The sequence below is a fragment of the Streptomyces yamdrokensis genome, assembly GCF_053890455.1.
The window spans coordinates 7,412,998-7,427,853 of sequence record NZ_CM132679.1 but is presented as its reverse complement, the minus strand read 5'-3'; the positions used below and the strand labels follow the sequence as shown (position 1 = coordinate 7,427,853).

The 14,856-nt window shown below is 71.9% G+C and carries 10 protein-coding genes and 4 pseudogenes; 9 read left to right on the top strand and 5 right to left on the bottom strand.

What is annotated here, in order from left to right:
* Positions 1-29 precede the first annotated feature (29 nt).
* The 3 genes from ACWZEH_RS32690 to ACWZEH_RS32680 are packed head-to-tail and all read right to left on the bottom strand — an operon-like array spanning position 30 to position 3,593.
* Positions 30-1,046: an ABC transporter permease gene (locus tag ACWZEH_RS32690; protein WP_456194669.1), complete on the bottom strand. Its 1,017-nt coding sequence runs from the start codon at positions 1,044-1,046 to the stop codon at positions 30-32.
* Positions 1,039-2,079 (bottom strand): ABC transporter permease, encoded by a 1,041-nt coding sequence (locus ACWZEH_RS32685; RefSeq protein ID WP_456194668.1) that lies wholly within the window; start codon positions 2,077-2,079, stop codon positions 1,039-1,041. The genes ACWZEH_RS32690 and ACWZEH_RS32685 overlap by 8 nt, the downstream gene beginning before the upstream one ends.
* Positions 2,076-3,593 (bottom strand): sugar ABC transporter ATP-binding protein, encoded by a 1,518-nt coding sequence (locus ACWZEH_RS32680; protein WP_456194667.1) that lies wholly within the window; start codon positions 3,591-3,593, stop codon positions 2,076-2,078. Before ACWZEH_RS32680 ends, ACWZEH_RS32685 begins: the two co-directional genes overlap by 4 nt.
* 288 nt (positions 3,594-3,881) lie before the next feature.
* Between ACWZEH_RS32680 and rhaI the strand changes: the two genes are divergently transcribed.
* From rhaI to ACWZEH_RS32650, 6 genes are all read left to right on the top strand, one after another.
* Entirely contained in the window at positions 3,882-5,042 is a 1,161-nt protein-coding gene (gene rhaI / locus ACWZEH_RS32675) for an L-rhamnose isomerase (protein ID WP_456194666.1), read from the top strand.
* Between the two features lie 130 nt (positions 5,043-5,172).
* Positions 5,173-7,212: a bifunctional aldolase/short-chain dehydrogenase gene (locus ACWZEH_RS32670; RefSeq protein ID WP_456194665.1), complete on the top strand. Its 2,040-nt coding sequence runs from the start codon at positions 5,173-5,175 to the stop codon at positions 7,210-7,212.
* On the top strand, positions 7,209-8,663 hold the full coding sequence (locus ACWZEH_RS32665; protein ID WP_456194664.1) for a rhamnulokinase: 1,455 nt from the start codon (positions 7,209-7,211) through the stop codon (positions 8,661-8,663). Before ACWZEH_RS32670 ends, ACWZEH_RS32665 begins: the two co-directional genes overlap by 4 nt.
* Before the next feature lie 71 nt (positions 8,664-8,734).
* Positions 8,735-9,490, top strand: coding sequence for a (Fe-S)-binding protein (locus ACWZEH_RS32660; RefSeq protein ID WP_456194663.1), 756 nt, complete (start codon positions 8,735-8,737; stop codon positions 9,488-9,490).
* The gene (locus tag ACWZEH_RS32655; RefSeq protein ID WP_456194662.1) at positions 9,487-11,028 is read left to right on the top strand and encodes a LutB/LldF family L-lactate oxidation iron-sulfur protein; all 1,542 of its coding nucleotides are present in this window, start codon (positions 9,487-9,489) and stop codon (positions 11,026-11,028) included. The genes ACWZEH_RS32660 and ACWZEH_RS32655 overlap by 4 nt, the downstream gene beginning before the upstream one ends.
* A complete protein-coding gene (locus tag ACWZEH_RS32650) occupies positions 11,025-11,666 on the top strand; it encodes a LutC/YkgG family protein (protein ID WP_456194661.1) in 642 nt (213 codons plus the stop codon). The genes ACWZEH_RS32655 and ACWZEH_RS32650 overlap by 4 nt, the downstream gene beginning before the upstream one ends.
* A gap of 167 nt (positions 11,667-11,833) precedes the next feature.
* On the opposite strand, the gene ACWZEH_RS32645 is transcribed toward ACWZEH_RS32650, so the two are convergent.
* Positions 11,834-12,196, bottom strand: coding sequence for a cupin domain-containing protein (locus ACWZEH_RS32645; RefSeq protein ID WP_456194660.1), 363 nt, complete (start codon positions 12,194-12,196; stop codon positions 11,834-11,836).
* Positions 12,197-12,426: 230 nt separating this feature from the next.
* On the opposite strand from ACWZEH_RS32645, the pseudogene ACWZEH_RS32640 reads away from it, so the two are divergent.
* Positions 12,427-12,834, top strand: a pseudogene (locus ACWZEH_RS32640) (SRPBCC family protein); the annotation flags it as partial.
* A 251-nt stretch (positions 12,835-13,085) separates the two neighbouring features.
* Here the strand turns inward: ACWZEH_RS32640 and ACWZEH_RS32635 are convergent.
* A pseudogene (locus ACWZEH_RS32635) lies at positions 13,086-13,889 on the bottom strand (MFS transporter); the annotation flags it as partial.
* Between ACWZEH_RS32635 and narI the strand changes: the two are divergent.
* Positions 13,874-14,548, top strand: a pseudogene (narI, locus tag ACWZEH_RS32630) (respiratory nitrate reductase subunit gamma); the annotation flags it as partial. The pseudogenes ACWZEH_RS32635 and narI sit on opposite strands and share 16 nt — an antisense overlap.
* Before the next feature lie 75 nt (positions 14,549-14,623).
* A pseudogene (locus tag ACWZEH_RS32625) lies at positions 14,624-14,827 on the top strand (vitamin K epoxide reductase family protein); the annotation flags it as partial.
* Positions 14,828-14,856 lie beyond the last annotated feature (29 nt).

The window sequence follows — 14,856 nt, the reverse complement described above, 5'->3', positions numbered from 1 at the left end:
GACGGGCGACGTGGACGGGCGAGGAGGGTTCACGGGGCCGGGGCGGGTGCCTTGGGCACCGGTGGTGGTGCGGGTGCCGCCCGGCGTCCGGCACGTGCGGCGGCGATCTGCCGTGCGACGCGCGGGCCGAGCACCGAGACGACGAGCAGGACGCCGGTGACGACGATCTGCGACTGGGCGGAGACGTTGACGAGGCTCATGACGTTCTGCAGCGCGCCGAGCAGGAAGACGCCCGCGATCGCGCCGCCGAGGGTGCCCTTGCCGCCGTCGAAGTCGATGCCGCCGAGCAGTACGGCGGCGACGACGGAGAGTTCGAGGCCGGTGGCGTTGTCGTAGCGGGCGCTGGCGTAGTGCAGGGCCCAGAAGACTCCGGTGAGGGAGGCCATCAGGCCGGTCAGGGTGAACAGGATCAGTTTCTGGCGCCTGACCCGGATGCCGGCGAAACGGGCGGCCTCCTCGCTGGCGCCGATGGCGAACAGCGAGCGTCCGAACGGGGTGGCGTGCAGTGCGACCACGGCGATCGCGAGCAGTGCCAGGAACGGCAGCAGCGCGTACGGGACGAAGGTGTCGCCGATGCGCCCGGCTGCGAAGTCCAGGTACCGCGCGGGGAAGTCGGTCACCGCGTCGGAGCCGAGCACGATCTGTGCGATGCCCCGGTAGGCGGCGAGGGTGCCGATGGTGACGGCGAGGGAGGGCAGTCCGAGCCGGGTGACGAGCAGGCCGTTGACCAGGCCGCAGACGACGCCGATGAGCAGGCAGATCGGGATGATCGTCTCGATGGTCATGCCCTGGTTCCACAGGGCTCCCATGACCGCGCCGGACAGGCCGGCGGTGGAGGCGACGGAGAGGTCGATCTCGCCGGAGACCACGAGCAGCGTCATGGGCAGGGCGATCAGCGCGATCGGCAGGGTGTTGCCGATCAGGAAGGACAGGTTGAGCGCGTTGCCGAAGCCGTCGACGGTGGCGAAGGACATCAGCAGGACCACGACCAGCAGGGCGCCGACGACCGTGTCCCAGCGGACGGCGTGCCTCAGGGACTCAGGCATGGCGGGCGTTCCTCTTCTTCAGGGCGGTGGCCACGCGCAGGGCGACGACCCGGTCGACCGCGATGGCGAGGATGAGCAGGATGCCGTTGATGGCGAGCACCCATACGGAGCTGACGCCGAGGGCGGGCAGGACGCTGTTGACGGAGGTCAGCAGCAGTGCGCCGAGGGCGGCGCCGTAGACGCTGCCGGAGCCTCCGGTGAAGACCACTCCGCCGACCACGACGGCGCTGACGACGGTGAGTTCGTAGCCGGTGCCGGTGCCGGAGTCGACGTTGCCGAACCGGGCCAGGTACAGCGCGCCCGCAAGGCCCGCGAGGGCGCCGCAGAAGGTGTAGGCGGCGAGGATCCGCTTGCGCACGGGGATGCCGGCGAGCCGGGCGGCCTCTGGATTGGACCCGAGCGCGTACAGTTCGCGTCCGCTGCCGAAGTGCTTGAGGTAGTACGCAGTGGCCGCGAGCACCGCGAGGGCGATGAGCGCCAGGTAGGGCACGGCCGAGATGCCGCCGGAGCCGAAGTCGACGAATCCGGCGGGGAGGTCGGCGGCGGTGATCTGGCGGGAGCCGACCCAGATGGAGTCGATGCCGCGGATGATGTACAGGGTGCCGAGGGTGACGACGAGCGCGGGCACCTGGCCGAGGCTGACGAGCAGTCCGTTGAGCAGTCCGAAGCCGATGCCGAGCAGCACCGCCAGCGCGACGGCGACGACGGGGTTTCCGCCGCCCTGGAGACAGGTCCCGGTGGCGAAGGCGGAGATGCCGAGTGTGGAGCCGACGGACAGGTCGACGTTGCGGGTGATGACGACGAGGGCCTGGCCGGTGGCCACGAGGACCAGGATGGTCGCGTTCAGCAGCAGGTCCTTGATGCCCTGCTCGGACAGGAACTCGCTGTTGCCGGCCTGGGTGACGGCGATCATCACCAGGAGGACGAGCAGGATGGCGAGTTCGCGCATCTTGAACACGCGATCGACCAGCCGGGTGGCGCCGGCCTTCGGCACCTCGGCGACGGGGGCTTCTCCGGGAGCGACGACCGTCATGCGGCGGCCCTCCCCGTGGCTGCGGCCATCACGGTTTCCTCGGTGGCTTCGGTCCGGGGGATCTCGGCGGTGAGGCGGCCCTCGTGCATCACCAGCACGCGGTCGGCCATGCCGAGGATCTCGGGCAGGTCGGAGGAGATCATCAGCACCGCGACGCCGTCGGCGGCGAGCTGGGAGAGCAGCCGGTGCACCTCGGCCTTGGTGCCGACGTCGATGCCCCGGGTCGGCTCGTCCACGATGAGTACCTCGGGGCCGGTGGCGAGCCACTTGGCGAGGACGACCTTCTGCTGGTTGCCGCCGGAGAGCGTGTTGACGGTGTCGGCGATCCGGGCGTACTTGACGTGCAGCCTGACCGCCCAGTCCAGGGAGCGGCTGCGTTCCGCGGCCCGGTCCATCAGGCCGGCGCGGACGGTCGTACGCAGTCCGGTCAGGCCGATGTTGCGCTCGATGGACATGTCCATCACCAGCCCCTGGGCGCGCCGGTCCTCGGGGACCAGGGCGAGGCCCGCGGCCATGGCGGTGGACGGGGCGCCGTTGGTGAGCGCGCGTCCACCGATCTCGACCTCGCCGGCGTCCCAGCGGTCGATGCCGAACACGGCGCGGGCCACCTCGGTGCGGCCGGCGCCCACGAGCCCGGCGAGGCCGACGATCTCGCCGCGGCGCACGTCGAAGGAGATGTCGGTGAAGACGCCCTCCCGGGTCAGCCGGCGCACGCTCAGGGCGATCTCGCCGGGACGCACCTCCTGCTTGGGGTAGAGCTCCTCGAGGTCGCGGCCGACCATGCGGCGCACCAGGTCGTCCTCGGTCATGCCGTCCAGCGGTTCGCCGGCGATCCGGGCGCCGTCGCGCAGGGTGGTGACCCGTCCGCAGATCTCGAAGATCTCCTCCAGGCGGTGGGAGATGAACAGCACTGCCGCGCCCTGTTCGCGCAGGGTGCGTACGACGCCGAAGAGGCGGGCGACCTCGCTGCCGGTGAGGGCGGCGGTCGGCTCGTCCATGATCAGGACGCGGGCGTCGAAGGAGAGTGCCTTGGCGATCTCGACGATCTGCTGGTCGGCGATGGACAGGCCGCGGGCCGGGCGGTCGGGGTCGAGTTCGACGCCGAGCCGCCGCATCAGGGCGGCGGTCGCGGTGCGGGTGGCGCGGTGGTCGATCCGGCCGAGGGCGCGCCGTGGCTGGCGGCCCATGTAGATGTTCTCGGCGATCGACAGGTCGGGGAAGAGCGTGGGCTCCTGGTAGATCACGGCGATCCCGGCGTCGCGGGCGTCGCCGGGTCCGTGGAAGAGGACGGGCGCACCGTCGAGCAGCACGTGGCCGGCGTCCGGCCGGTGCACTCCGGCGAGCGTCTTGATGAGGGTCGACTTGCCGGCCCCGTTCTCACCGGCGAGGGCGTGCACCTCGCCGGGGAACAGGTCCAGGGAGACGTCCCGCAGGGCACGGACCGCGCCGAAGGACTTGGAGATGTTTCTCAGTGCGAGAACCGGGGCCGGACCCGTGTCGGGCGGGTGGGTCATGAGGGCTCCTCGACGACGTCCGGCGGGGCGGCCCTCGCGGCGTCGTGAAAGGTTTCAACTGGATTGCCGGGACGTTAGGCGCGCGGCGCATGTCACGTCAATGGGTCCCGGTCGAAAAACTTTCGACAGCTTCAGGTCACGCCCTGGTCACGTAGGGCGGTCTTGGCCGGAGGGGTTGACACCTCTTCGAGGGCGCCATAGCTTCCCGTTCTGAATCGTTTCACTCAGTCATTTCACTCAGCCGTTTATTCAGTGGTCGATACGACCCGATGTCACAGGAGCCCTGACGTGACCGAGCTCGCCGCGGCGAAGGCCGCTCTCAAGACACAGGCCGTCGAGACGCCGTCGTGGGCGTACGGCAACTCGGGGACCCGCTTCAAGGTGTTCGCGCAGCAGGGTGTGCCCCGCACGCCGCGGGAGAAGCTGGACGACGCGGCCAAGGTGCACGAGTTCACGGGGGCCGCGCCCTCCGTCGCGCTGCACATCCCGTGGGACAAGGTCGACGACTACACCGCGCTGGCCAAGCACGCCGAGGACCGCGGTGTGCGGCTCGGCACGATCAATTCCAACACCTTCCAGGACGACGCCTACCGGCTCGGCAGTGTCTGCCACCCGGACGCGGCGGTCCGCCGCAAGGCCGTGGACCATCTCCTCGAATGCGTCGACATCATGGACGCGACCGGTTCGGCGGACCTGAAGCTGTGGTTCGCCGACGGAACGAACTATCCCGGCCAGGACGACATCCGCGCCCGCCAGGACCGGCTCGCCGAAGCGCTCGCCGAGGTGTACGAACGGCTCGGCGAGGGCCAGCGGATGCTGCTGGAGTACAAGTTCTTCGAGCCGGCGTTCTACACGACGGACGTCCCGGACTGGGGCACCGCGTACGCGCACTGCCTGAAGCTCGGGCCGCGGGCCCAGGTCGTCGTCGACACGGGCCACCACGCGCCGGGCACCAACATCGAGTTCATCGTCGCCACGCTGCTGCGCGAGGAGCGGCTCGGCGGGTTCGACTTCAACTCGCGCTTCTACGCCGACGACGACCTGATGGTGGGCTCCGCCGACCCGTTCCAGCTGTTCCGGATCATGCACGAGGTGGTGCGCGGGGGCGGGTTCGCCTCCGGGACCGCGTTCATGCTCGACCAGTGCCACAACATCGAGGCGAAGATCCCGGCGATCATCCGGTCCGTGATGAACGTGCAGGAGGCCACGGCGAAGGCGCTGCTCGTCGATGCGGAGGCGCTGGCCGCCGCGCAGGCCTGTGGCGATGTGCTGGGCGCCAACGCCGTGCTGATGGACGCGTACAACACGGATGTGCGGCCGTTGCTGCGTGAGGTGCGGGAGGAGACGGGGTTGGACCCCGACCCCATCGGGGCGTACCGGCGATCCGGGTGGGCCGAAAGGATCGCCGCGGAGCGGGTGGGCGGGGAGCAGGCGGGATGGGGGGCGTAGGCGTCTGCCCGGTCCTGTGCGTCGCGGACTGCGGGCTCGTCGTGGCTGATCGCGCGGTTCCCCGCGCCCCTGAAGGGGCGCGTTCCCCCTACGCCTCTCGGATTTCAGACTCAGACAAGGAATGACGTTCATGTCGAACCATCCCCAGGCCGACGCCCTCCTCGCCCGTTCCCACCGGCTCGGTGCCGATCCCCGGAACACCAACTACGCCGGCGGGAACACCTCTGCCAAGGGCACCGCCACTGATCCCGTCACCGGGGGTGACGTGGAGCTGATGTGGGTCAAGGGGTCCGGCGGGGACCTCGGGACGTTGACCGGGGCGGGGCTCGCCGTGCTGCGGCTGGACCGGCTGCGGGCGCTGACCGACGTCTACCCGGGCGTCGAACGCGAGGACGAGATGGTCGCCGCGTTCGACTACTGCCTGCACGGTAAGGGCGGGGCGGCGCCGTCGATCGACACCGCGATGCACGGGCTGGTGAAGGCCCCGCACGTCGACCATCTGCACCCCGACTCCGGGATCGCGCTCGCCTGCGCGGCCGACGGGGAGAAGCTGACCGCGGAGTGCTTCGGCGACACCGTCGTGTGGGTGCCGTGGCGTCGGCCCGGTTTCCAGCTCGGCCTGGACATCGCCGCGGTCAAGGAGGCCAACCCGCAGGCCGTCGGCTGTGTCCTGGGCGGGCACGGGATCACCGCGTGGGGCGACACCTCCGAGGAGTGCGAGCGCAACTCGCTGCACATCATCCGCACCGCCGAGAGGTTCCTCGCCGAGCGGGGCGGGCCGGAGCCGTTCGGGCCGGTGCTCGACGGGTACGAGCCGCTGCCCGAGGCCGAGCGGCGGGAGCGTGCGGCGGCTCTCGCGCCGTACGTGCGGGCCGTCGCCTCCCAGGACCGGGCGCAGGTCGGGCACTTCGACGACTCCGAGGCCGTCCTGGACTTCCTGGCCCGCGCCGAGCACCCGCGGCTGGCCGCGCTCGGCACCTCCTGTCCGGACCACTTCCTGCGGACGAAGGTGCGCCCGCTCGTCCTCGACCTGCCGCCGACGGCCCCGCTCGACGAGGCCCTCGCCCGGCTGAAGGAGCTGCACGCCGCCTACCGCGAGGAGTACGCCGCCTACTACGAGCGTCATGCCCTTCCGGACTCCCCCGCCATGCGCGGCGCCGACCCGGCGATCGTGCTGATCCCCGGCGTGGGCATGTTCAGTTTCGGCAAGGACAAGCAGACCGCGCGGGTGGCCGGCGAGTTCTACCTCAACGCGGTCAACGTGATGCGCGGTGCCGAGGCGGTCTCGACGTACGCGCCGATCGAGGAGTCGGAGAAGTTCCGCATCGAGTACTGGGCCCTGGAGGAGGCGAAGCTCCGGCGGATGCCGAGGCCGAAGCCGCTCGCCACCCGGGTGGCGCTGGTGACCGGTGGCGGCAGCGGGATCGGGAAGGCGATCGCGCGGCGGCTGGCGGCCGAGGGCGCGTGTGTCGTCGTGGCGGACCTGAACGGGGACAACGCGGCAGCGGTCGCCGAGGAACTGGGCGGGCCGGACAAGGCCGTCGCCGTGACCGTGGACGTGACGTCGGAGGAGCAGATCGCAAAGGCGCTGCGGGCTGCGGTGCTCGCGTTCGGCGGGGTCGACCTGGTGGTGAACAACGCCGGGATCTCCGTCTCCAAGCCGCTGCTCGAGACGTCCGCGAAGGACTGGGACCTCCAGCACGACATCATGGCCCGCGGTTCCTTCCTCGTCTCCCGCGAGGCGGCGCGCGTGATGATCGCGCAGCGGCTGGGCGGGGACATCGTCTACATCGCGTCCAAGAACGCGGTGTTCGCCGGTCCGAACAACATCGCCTACTCGGCCACCAAGGCCGACCAGGCCCATCAGGTGCGGCTCCTCGCAGCCGAGTTGGGTGAGCACGGCATCCGGGTCAACGGCGTCAACCCGGACGGTGTGGTGCGCGGCTCGGGCATCTTCGCCGGCGGGTGGGGGGCCAAGCGGGCGGCGGTGTACGGGGTGCCGGAGGAGAAGCTGGGCGAGTTCTACGCGCAGCGCACGCTGCTGAAGCGGGAGGTGCTGCCCGAGCATGTCGCGGCCGCCGTTTTCGCGCTGACCGGCGGTGACCTCACCCACACCACGGGCCTGCACGTCCCGGTCGACGCCGGCGTCGCCGCCGCGTTCCTGCGATGAGCACGCAGGTGCGGCCGTACGCGGCGGTCGATCTCGGCGCGTCCAGTGGGCGTGTCATGGTCGGCCGTGTCGGCCCCGGCAGTCTGGAGCTGACCGAGGTCCACCGCTTCCCGAACCGGCCGGTGCGACTGCCCGAAGGGCTGCGCTGGGACGTTCTCGGGCTGTACGCCGGAGTGCTGGAGGGGCTGCGGGCGACGGGCGGCGGGCTCGCGTCCGTCGGTATAGACAGCTGGGCCGTGGACTACGGCCTGCTGGACGCGGACGGCGCGCTGCTGGGCAATCCGGTGCACTACCGCGACCCCCGTACGGAGGGGGTCGCGGAGAAGGTGTGGGCGACCCTGCCGGCCGGGGAGCTGTACGCGGCGACCGGTCTGCAGTACGCGCCGTTCAACACCCTCTACCAGCTGACGGCGGCCCGCTCCACCGTCCAACTCGATCAGGCCCGGCGTCTGTTGCTGATCCCGGACCTGCTGACGTACTGGCTCACCGGTACGCAGGGCACGGAGCTGACCAACGCCTCGACCACGCAGCTGATCGACCCGCGCACCCGCGACTGGTCCCACGAGGTCGCGGAGCGCCTGGGCATCGACCTCTCCCTCTTCGCACCGCTGCGTCAACCCGGTGATCCGGCTGGGGAGTTGCGGCCCGAGGTGCTCGATGAGACCGGGCTGGCCGGGCCCGTGCCGGTGACGGCGGTCGGCTCGCACGACACGGCGTCCGCGGTGGCCGCCGTGCCCGCCATCGGTGAGCGGTTCGCGTACATCTGCACCGGCACCTGGTCGCTGGCCGGTCTCGAGCTGGACGCCCCGGTGCTGACCGAGGAGAGCCGCGCCGCCAACTTCACCAACGAGCTGGGGCTGGACGGCACGGTCCGGTACCTGCGCAACATCATGGGTCTGTGGCTGCTCCAGGAGTGCGTACGGGCCTGGGGCGAGCCGGATGCTCTGGAGGCGCTGTTGCTGGAGGCGGCCGGGGTGCCCGCGTTGCGGTCGGTGGTGGACGCCGGGGACGCTGCGTTCCTGGCACCGGGACGGATGCCGGAGCGGATCACCGAGGCCTGCCGGCTCTCGGGCCAGCCGGTGCCCGGCTCCCCCGCCGAGATCACCCGCTGCATCCTCGACTCGCTCGCGCTCGCGCACCGCGGGGCCGTCGAGGACGCCCAGCGGCTCGCCGGGCGGTCGGTCGACGTCGTGCACATCGTGGGCGGCGGCACCCGCAACGCCCTGCTGTGCCAGCTGACAGCGGACGCCTGCGGGCTGCCGGTGGTGGCCGGCCCGACCGAGGCGGCCGCGCTGGGCAACGTCCTCGTGCAGGCCCGGGCGCACGGACCGGCCGGCGACCTGGCCGAAATGCGGCGCCTGCTCACCCGTACCCAGTCGCTGACCCGGTACGAACCGCGCGGCGGCACGCGGCGGTGGGAAGCCGCGCAGGCCCGGCTCGCCCGGGGCTGACCGGGGCCGCCCCGCGCGGCGCCCGCGCACTACCCTGCATCCACTCGATGATCGATCCAGAAGGAGCCGCGATGCGTGTCGCCCTGTTCCTGACCTGCGTCAACGACACGCTCTATCCGGACACCGGGCGCGCCGTGGTGAAGCTGCTGACCAGACTCGGTGTCGAGGTCGACTTCCCGATGGCGCAGACCTGTTGCGGCCAGGCGCACTACAACACCGGGTACCGGCACGAGGCCGAGCCGCTGGCGCGGCACTTCTCCGAGGTCTTCGGGGACTACGAGGCGATCGTGACACCGTCCGGGTCGTGCGGGGCGATGGTGCGGGAGCTGTATCCACGGATGGGCGAGCGGGCCCGTGCGGAAGGACGCGGAGACGCCCTCGCGGCCACTCTGGCGCCGGTGGTGCCGAAGACGTACGAACTCACCGAGTTCCTGGTGGACGTGCTGGGGGTGACGGACGTCGGCGCGTACTACCCGCACACGGTGACCTACCACCCCACCTGTCACGGCCTGCGCTCCCTGGGGCTCGGCGACCGGCCCCGGCGGCTTCTGGAGGCCGTGAAAGGGCTGGAGCTGGTGGAGCTGCCGGGGGCCGAGGAGTGCTGCGGCTTCGGCGGCACGTTCGCGCTGAAGAACCCCGACGTCTCCGCGGCGATGGGCGCCGACAAGGTGCGCAGCGCCGAGTCGACGGGCGCGGAGGTGCTGTGCGCGGCGGACAACTCCTGTCTGATGCACATCGGGGGGACGATGACCCGGCTGCGCACCGGCATGCGGCCGGTGCACATCGCGGAGGTCCTGGCGAGCACGGAGGAGGAACCAGCGGCATGAGCGGCACGTTCGTAGGGATGCCGGCCTTCCCGGAGGCCGCGCGCGAGGCGGTGCACGACAAGACCCTGCGGGGCAATCTGCGCCACGCCACGCACACCATCCGCGCCAAGCGGGCCAATGCCGTCGCGGAGGTCTCCGACTGGGCGGCGCTGCGGGAGGCCGGCAAACGGATCAAGGATCATACGCTCCGTCACCTCGACGAGTATCTGGTGCGGTTGGAGGAGTCGGTGACGGCCGCGGGCGGCACCGTCCACTGGGCCGCCGACGCCGCCGAGGCCAACCGGATCGTGACCGGACTCGTCAAGGAGACGGGCGAGTCGGAGGTCGTGAAGGTCAAGTCCATGGCCACACAGGAGATCGAGCTCAACGAGGCCCTCGAGGCGGCGGGCATCCGCGCCTACGAGACCGATCTGGCCGAACTGATCGTGCAGTTGGGCCGGGACCGCCCCTCGCACATTCTCGTCCCGGCGATCCACCGCAACCGCGGGGAGATCCGGGACATCTTCGCCCGCGAGATGGGCGGCTGGGGCCGTCCGGCGCCCGAGGGTCTCACCGACACGCCCGCCGAACTGGCCGAGGCCGCGCGGCTGCACCTGCGGGAGAAGTTCCTGCGGGCCAAGGTCGGCATCTCCGGAGCCAACTTCATGGTCGCCGAGACCGGCACGCTGGTGGTGGTGGAGTCCGAGGGCAACGGGCGGATGTGTCTGACCCTGCCCGAGACGCTGATCTCGGTCGTCGGCATCGAGAAGATCGTGCCGGCCTGGCGGGACCTCGAGGTGTTCCTGCAGACGCTCCCGCGCTCCTCGACCGCCGAGCGGATGAACCCGTACACGTCCACCTGGACCGGCACCACCGACGCGGACGGCCCGCGTGCCTTCCATCTGGTGCTGCTGGACAACGGCCGCACCGACACCCTCGCCGACGAGGTGGGCCGGCAGGCGCTGCGCTGCATCCGCTGCTCGGCCTGTCTCAACGTCTGCCCGGTCTACGAGCGGGCCGGCGGCCACGCCTACGGCTCGGTCTACCCGGGCCCGATCGGAGCCATTCTCAGCCCTCAGCTGCGGGGCACGGCAAGCGAGATCGACGCGTCCCTGCCGTACGCCTCGTCGCTGTGCGGGGCCTGCTACGAGGTGTGCCCGGTCGCCATCGACATCCCCGAGGTACTGGTGCACCTGCGGGAACGGGTCGTGGAGGGCGGCCAGGTGGTCCGGGGCGGCAACAAGGTGGTGCTGCAGCCCGCCAAGGGCCACGCCGCCGAGCGCGCCGCGATGCGCGCGGCCCGCTGGGCGTTCTCGCACCCGGGCGCGCTGCGCACCGGCCAGCGCCTCGCCTCCCGCACCCGGCGTCTGCACCCGCGCACCCTGCCGGGCCCCGGCCGCGCGTGGAGCGGGACCCGGGATCTTCCTTTGGTGCCGGCGGAGCCCTTCCGCGACTGGTGGCAGCGCACCCGCGGCGCCGGGGGTCCCCCCTCGTCGGGCGCGGCCGGGACCCCGGCGAAGGACAAGGACAGGACCAATGACAAGGACGGTGGCCGGTGAGCAGCAGGGAACGGATCCTGGGCCGGGTGAGGCGTGCCCTCGCCGACGTCCCGCGCGCCGACGACGGGCCGTACGAGCAGGCTGTCCCGCGCGACTACCTGCGCGAGCACGGTGCCCGCACCCCGGCCCGGACACTGGATCTCCTCGCCGAGAACCTCGCCGACTACCGGGCGGTCGTCCACCGCACCGGCGCCGGCGGACTGGCCGAGGTCGTCGCCGGGCTCCTGGCCTCACGCGGTTCGTCGTCGGTGCTCGTACCGCCGGGTCTTGACGAGAGCTGGCTCGCCCGGACCGGGGTGACACGGGTCACGGACCGGGCGGAGAGCACCCCGCAGGAGCTGGACCGGGTCGACAGCGTGGTCACCGCCTGCGCGGTCGCCGTCGCCGAGACCGGCACCATCGTCCTGGACGGCTCTCCCGACCAGGGCCGGCGCCGGATCACCCTTGTCCCGGACCACCACATCTGCGTCGTCCACGCCGCCCAGGTCGTCCCCTCCGTCCCGTACGCCCTCGAACGTCTCGATCCGGCCCGTCCTCTCACCTGGATCTCCGGCCCGTCGGCGACGAGCGACATCGAACTCGACCGGGTGGAGGGCGTGCACGGCCCGCGCGCCCTGGAGGTCGTCCTGGTCGGCTGATCCCGCGGCCTCCACGCGGGCCCCGGCGCCGGCCGGTCCCACCGGAATCGCCGTGGGCCACCACTGCCCGGCGCGCTCGTCCCGTCGGAGGGCCGGGGCGTGTGCCGAAAGTCTTGTCCGGTCCGCGACGCCCTCCGGGCGGACGACGCCACTTCCGAGACAACGCCCTAACCGGTGGCCTTCGCATAGTTCTGGGCCATGGCACCCGCGAAGTCGTACACCACGACCTGTTCCTCGCCGACGACCCAGGCGTCGTGGCCGGGTGTGCAGACGAAGACGTCGCCGGGGCCGACCTCGCTCTCGGCGCCGTCGTCCATGCGGATGTGCAGCCGGCCCTGGACGATGTAGCCGTTGTGGTGGATCCGGCAGCTCGGGGTTCCGGCGATGGGTCCGACGGATTCGGACCAGCGCCACCCGGGCTCGAAGACGGCCACGGCGAAGTCCAGTCCGGTCATGTGGACGGCTTCGAGGTGTCCCCTGGGGAAGTTCCGCCGCTCGTCCGGCTTGTCCAGTGTCTTGATCTCGAGCATGTCCCTGCTCCCTTCCGGCCGTCGCTCTGCGCGGCCGGGGCCGGTCTCCGTCCGTCCGCAACAGCACCGGCGGGGCGGGCCTGGCCCCACCACTCCATCGTCCGTCCGTCAAGGCGGGCATGCCATTCGAGTGACAGGTCCGGTACCGGCGCGTCCAAGGGTCGCCCGGCGGCCATACGTGTCCGATTCGTTCAAGAGGCTGGAGACGGTGTCCCGCTAGCGTCGCTGCCATGAAGAGCACCGGCAGGGAATCGCGCCACCTCAGCGTCTTCGTCGACCGCAGCGCCGCCGACGTCTACGCCTACGCGTCACAACCGGCCAACCTGCCCGCATGGGCCCATGGCCTGGGCGGCTCCGTCGAAAGAATCAAGGGGCAGTGGGTCGCGGAGTCCTCCCCCATGGGCCGGGTCGTGGTCTCCTTCGCACCACGCAACGAGTGGGGTGTACTCGACCACGACGTCACGCTGCCTTCCGGGGAGACCGTCCACAACCCGGTCCGCGTGCTCGTCGACGGTTCGGGGAGCGAGGTGGTGTTCACCCTCCGCCGGCAGCCGGGGACGAGCGACGCCGCGTTCGAGCGTGACGCCCGCACGGTGGCCGCCGATCTGGCACGGCTCAAGGAGTTGATGGAGACCGCCCAGCCGCCGGGGCCGCGGAGAAGGGCGGAGCGCGCGGCCCCGACGTTGCCGCCGGGGCTCACCAGGGCGCCGTGGCCCTCGGGCATCAGGACGTGACCGAGGGCGGCCCCGTCCTCCCGTCCGGATCCGGAACGGCACGCGGTGGCAAGGACAGCCGCAGTACTCGCACACGGGTCTTCTCCCCTGCTACGTCCTCGGCCCTACGACGTGTTCGGTACATCTGCGCGGCCGGCCCCTACGGTCCCCGGGCCCTACGCGGCGGACCTGGTGTGGCGGCTCCCGGCCGGCGGCTTGCCCCGCTCCCCCTCGGCCGCGGCGCGGACACCGGTGAGGGTGTGGGCCAGTGCGGCGGCGGACACGATCGCGAGCAGTGCCAGGCCGGCGGCGTACGTCCCGTGGGCGCCGTACAGGGAGCCCATCACCAGCGGCGGCAGGAAGCCTCCGAGGCCTCCGGCGGCGCCGACGACTCCGGTGACCGAGCCGACCTGCCCGGCCGGGGTCAGCTGTGCCACCAGGGCGAAGGTCGCCCCGCTGCCTGCTCCGAGCGCGGCCGCCATGGCCAGGAAGGCGATGGTCCCGACCGGTGCCAGCGGTGGGGTGAACGACTGGACGAGCGCGCCGGCCGCGACCACGGCGAGGGAGCCGGCCGGCACCCGGACCGGGCCCAGCCGGTCGGACAGCCAGCCGCCCATCGGGCGCATCGCCACCGCGAGCAGTACGAACCCGGCCATGCGGTTGGCGGCGTCGGCCTCGGTGAGGTCGTAACCGGTCTTGAGGTACACCGGCAGGTAGACGGAGAAGGCGACGTAGCCGCCGAACGCGACCGCGTAGAGCGTGGACGCCTGCCAGGTGATGCCGAGCCTCATGGTGCCGGCCAGGCGGCGGGCCAACGGCTCGCTCGGGACGGCGCGGCCGGGCGCGTCCCGCATCAGCAGCCAGGCGATCACGGCGTACGCGGCCAGCACCGCGGCGGTGATCAGGAACGGTGTCTCCATGCTGCTCGCGTCGGCCGGCTTCACGGTGGTGAGGGCGCTGACGGCGCTACCGGCAGGACCAGTTCGGCTGGACCTCGCGCACCAGCCAGCTCCTGGAGCACCGCTGGCTGCGCCGGGGCAGCCCGCTCTTCCACCTCGGCGCGTTCATGGTGATCGGCGGGCACGTCGTGGGGCTCGCCGTCCCGGCGGCGTGGACCGGGGCCGTCGGCATCGACGAGCACGCGTACCACAACGTCGCCGTGTGGGCGGGTTCGGTGGCCGGCGTCGCCATGGTCGTCGGGTTGGGCATGCTGTCCGCCCGGCGGTTGCTGGCCCCGCGGATCCGCCCCACCACCGACCGCAGTGACAAGGTGCTCTTCCCGCTGCTCGCGGCGACCGTCCTGCTCGGCACCGCCGCCACCGCCGCGCACAACGTCCTCGGAGAGGGCTACGACTACCGCTCCACCATCTCCGTCTGGTTCCGCGGCCTGTTCGCTCTCACCCCGAAGCCCGAGGCGATCACCGGCGCCCCGCTGCTGTTCCAGCTGCACGCCCTGACCGCCTGCCTGCTCTTCGCGGCCTGGCCGTTCACCCGCCTGGTGCACGTGTGGAGCGCGCCGATCGGCTACCTCATTCGCCCGTACGTGGTCTACCGGCGCCGCACCGGCCGCCCGGTTGCCGCCACCGCGCCGGGCACCCGGCGGCGGTCCCGTACCCGCGCCCCCGGGCGTGCGGCGTGAGCCGTGAACCGGACACCGCTCCTCCGGCGGTGTCCGCCGGCCCGGCCCGACCGGCCGGCGCGGGCCGGCGGGGTCATGCTGGTCACCGGGATCGTCGGCTGGCTCGCCTCGTTCCGGCTCACCGTGGACGACTGGCGGACGCTGACGGATCCGTCGTACGTGCCGGCGTGCGACATCAGCCCGGTCGTCAGCCGCGGCAGCGTCATGTCCGGTCCGCAGGGGAGCCTGTTCGGCTTTCCCAACATGCTGCTCGGACTGGGCGCGTTCGCCGCCGTGACCGTCCTGGGCGCCGCCGCCCTCACCGGCGC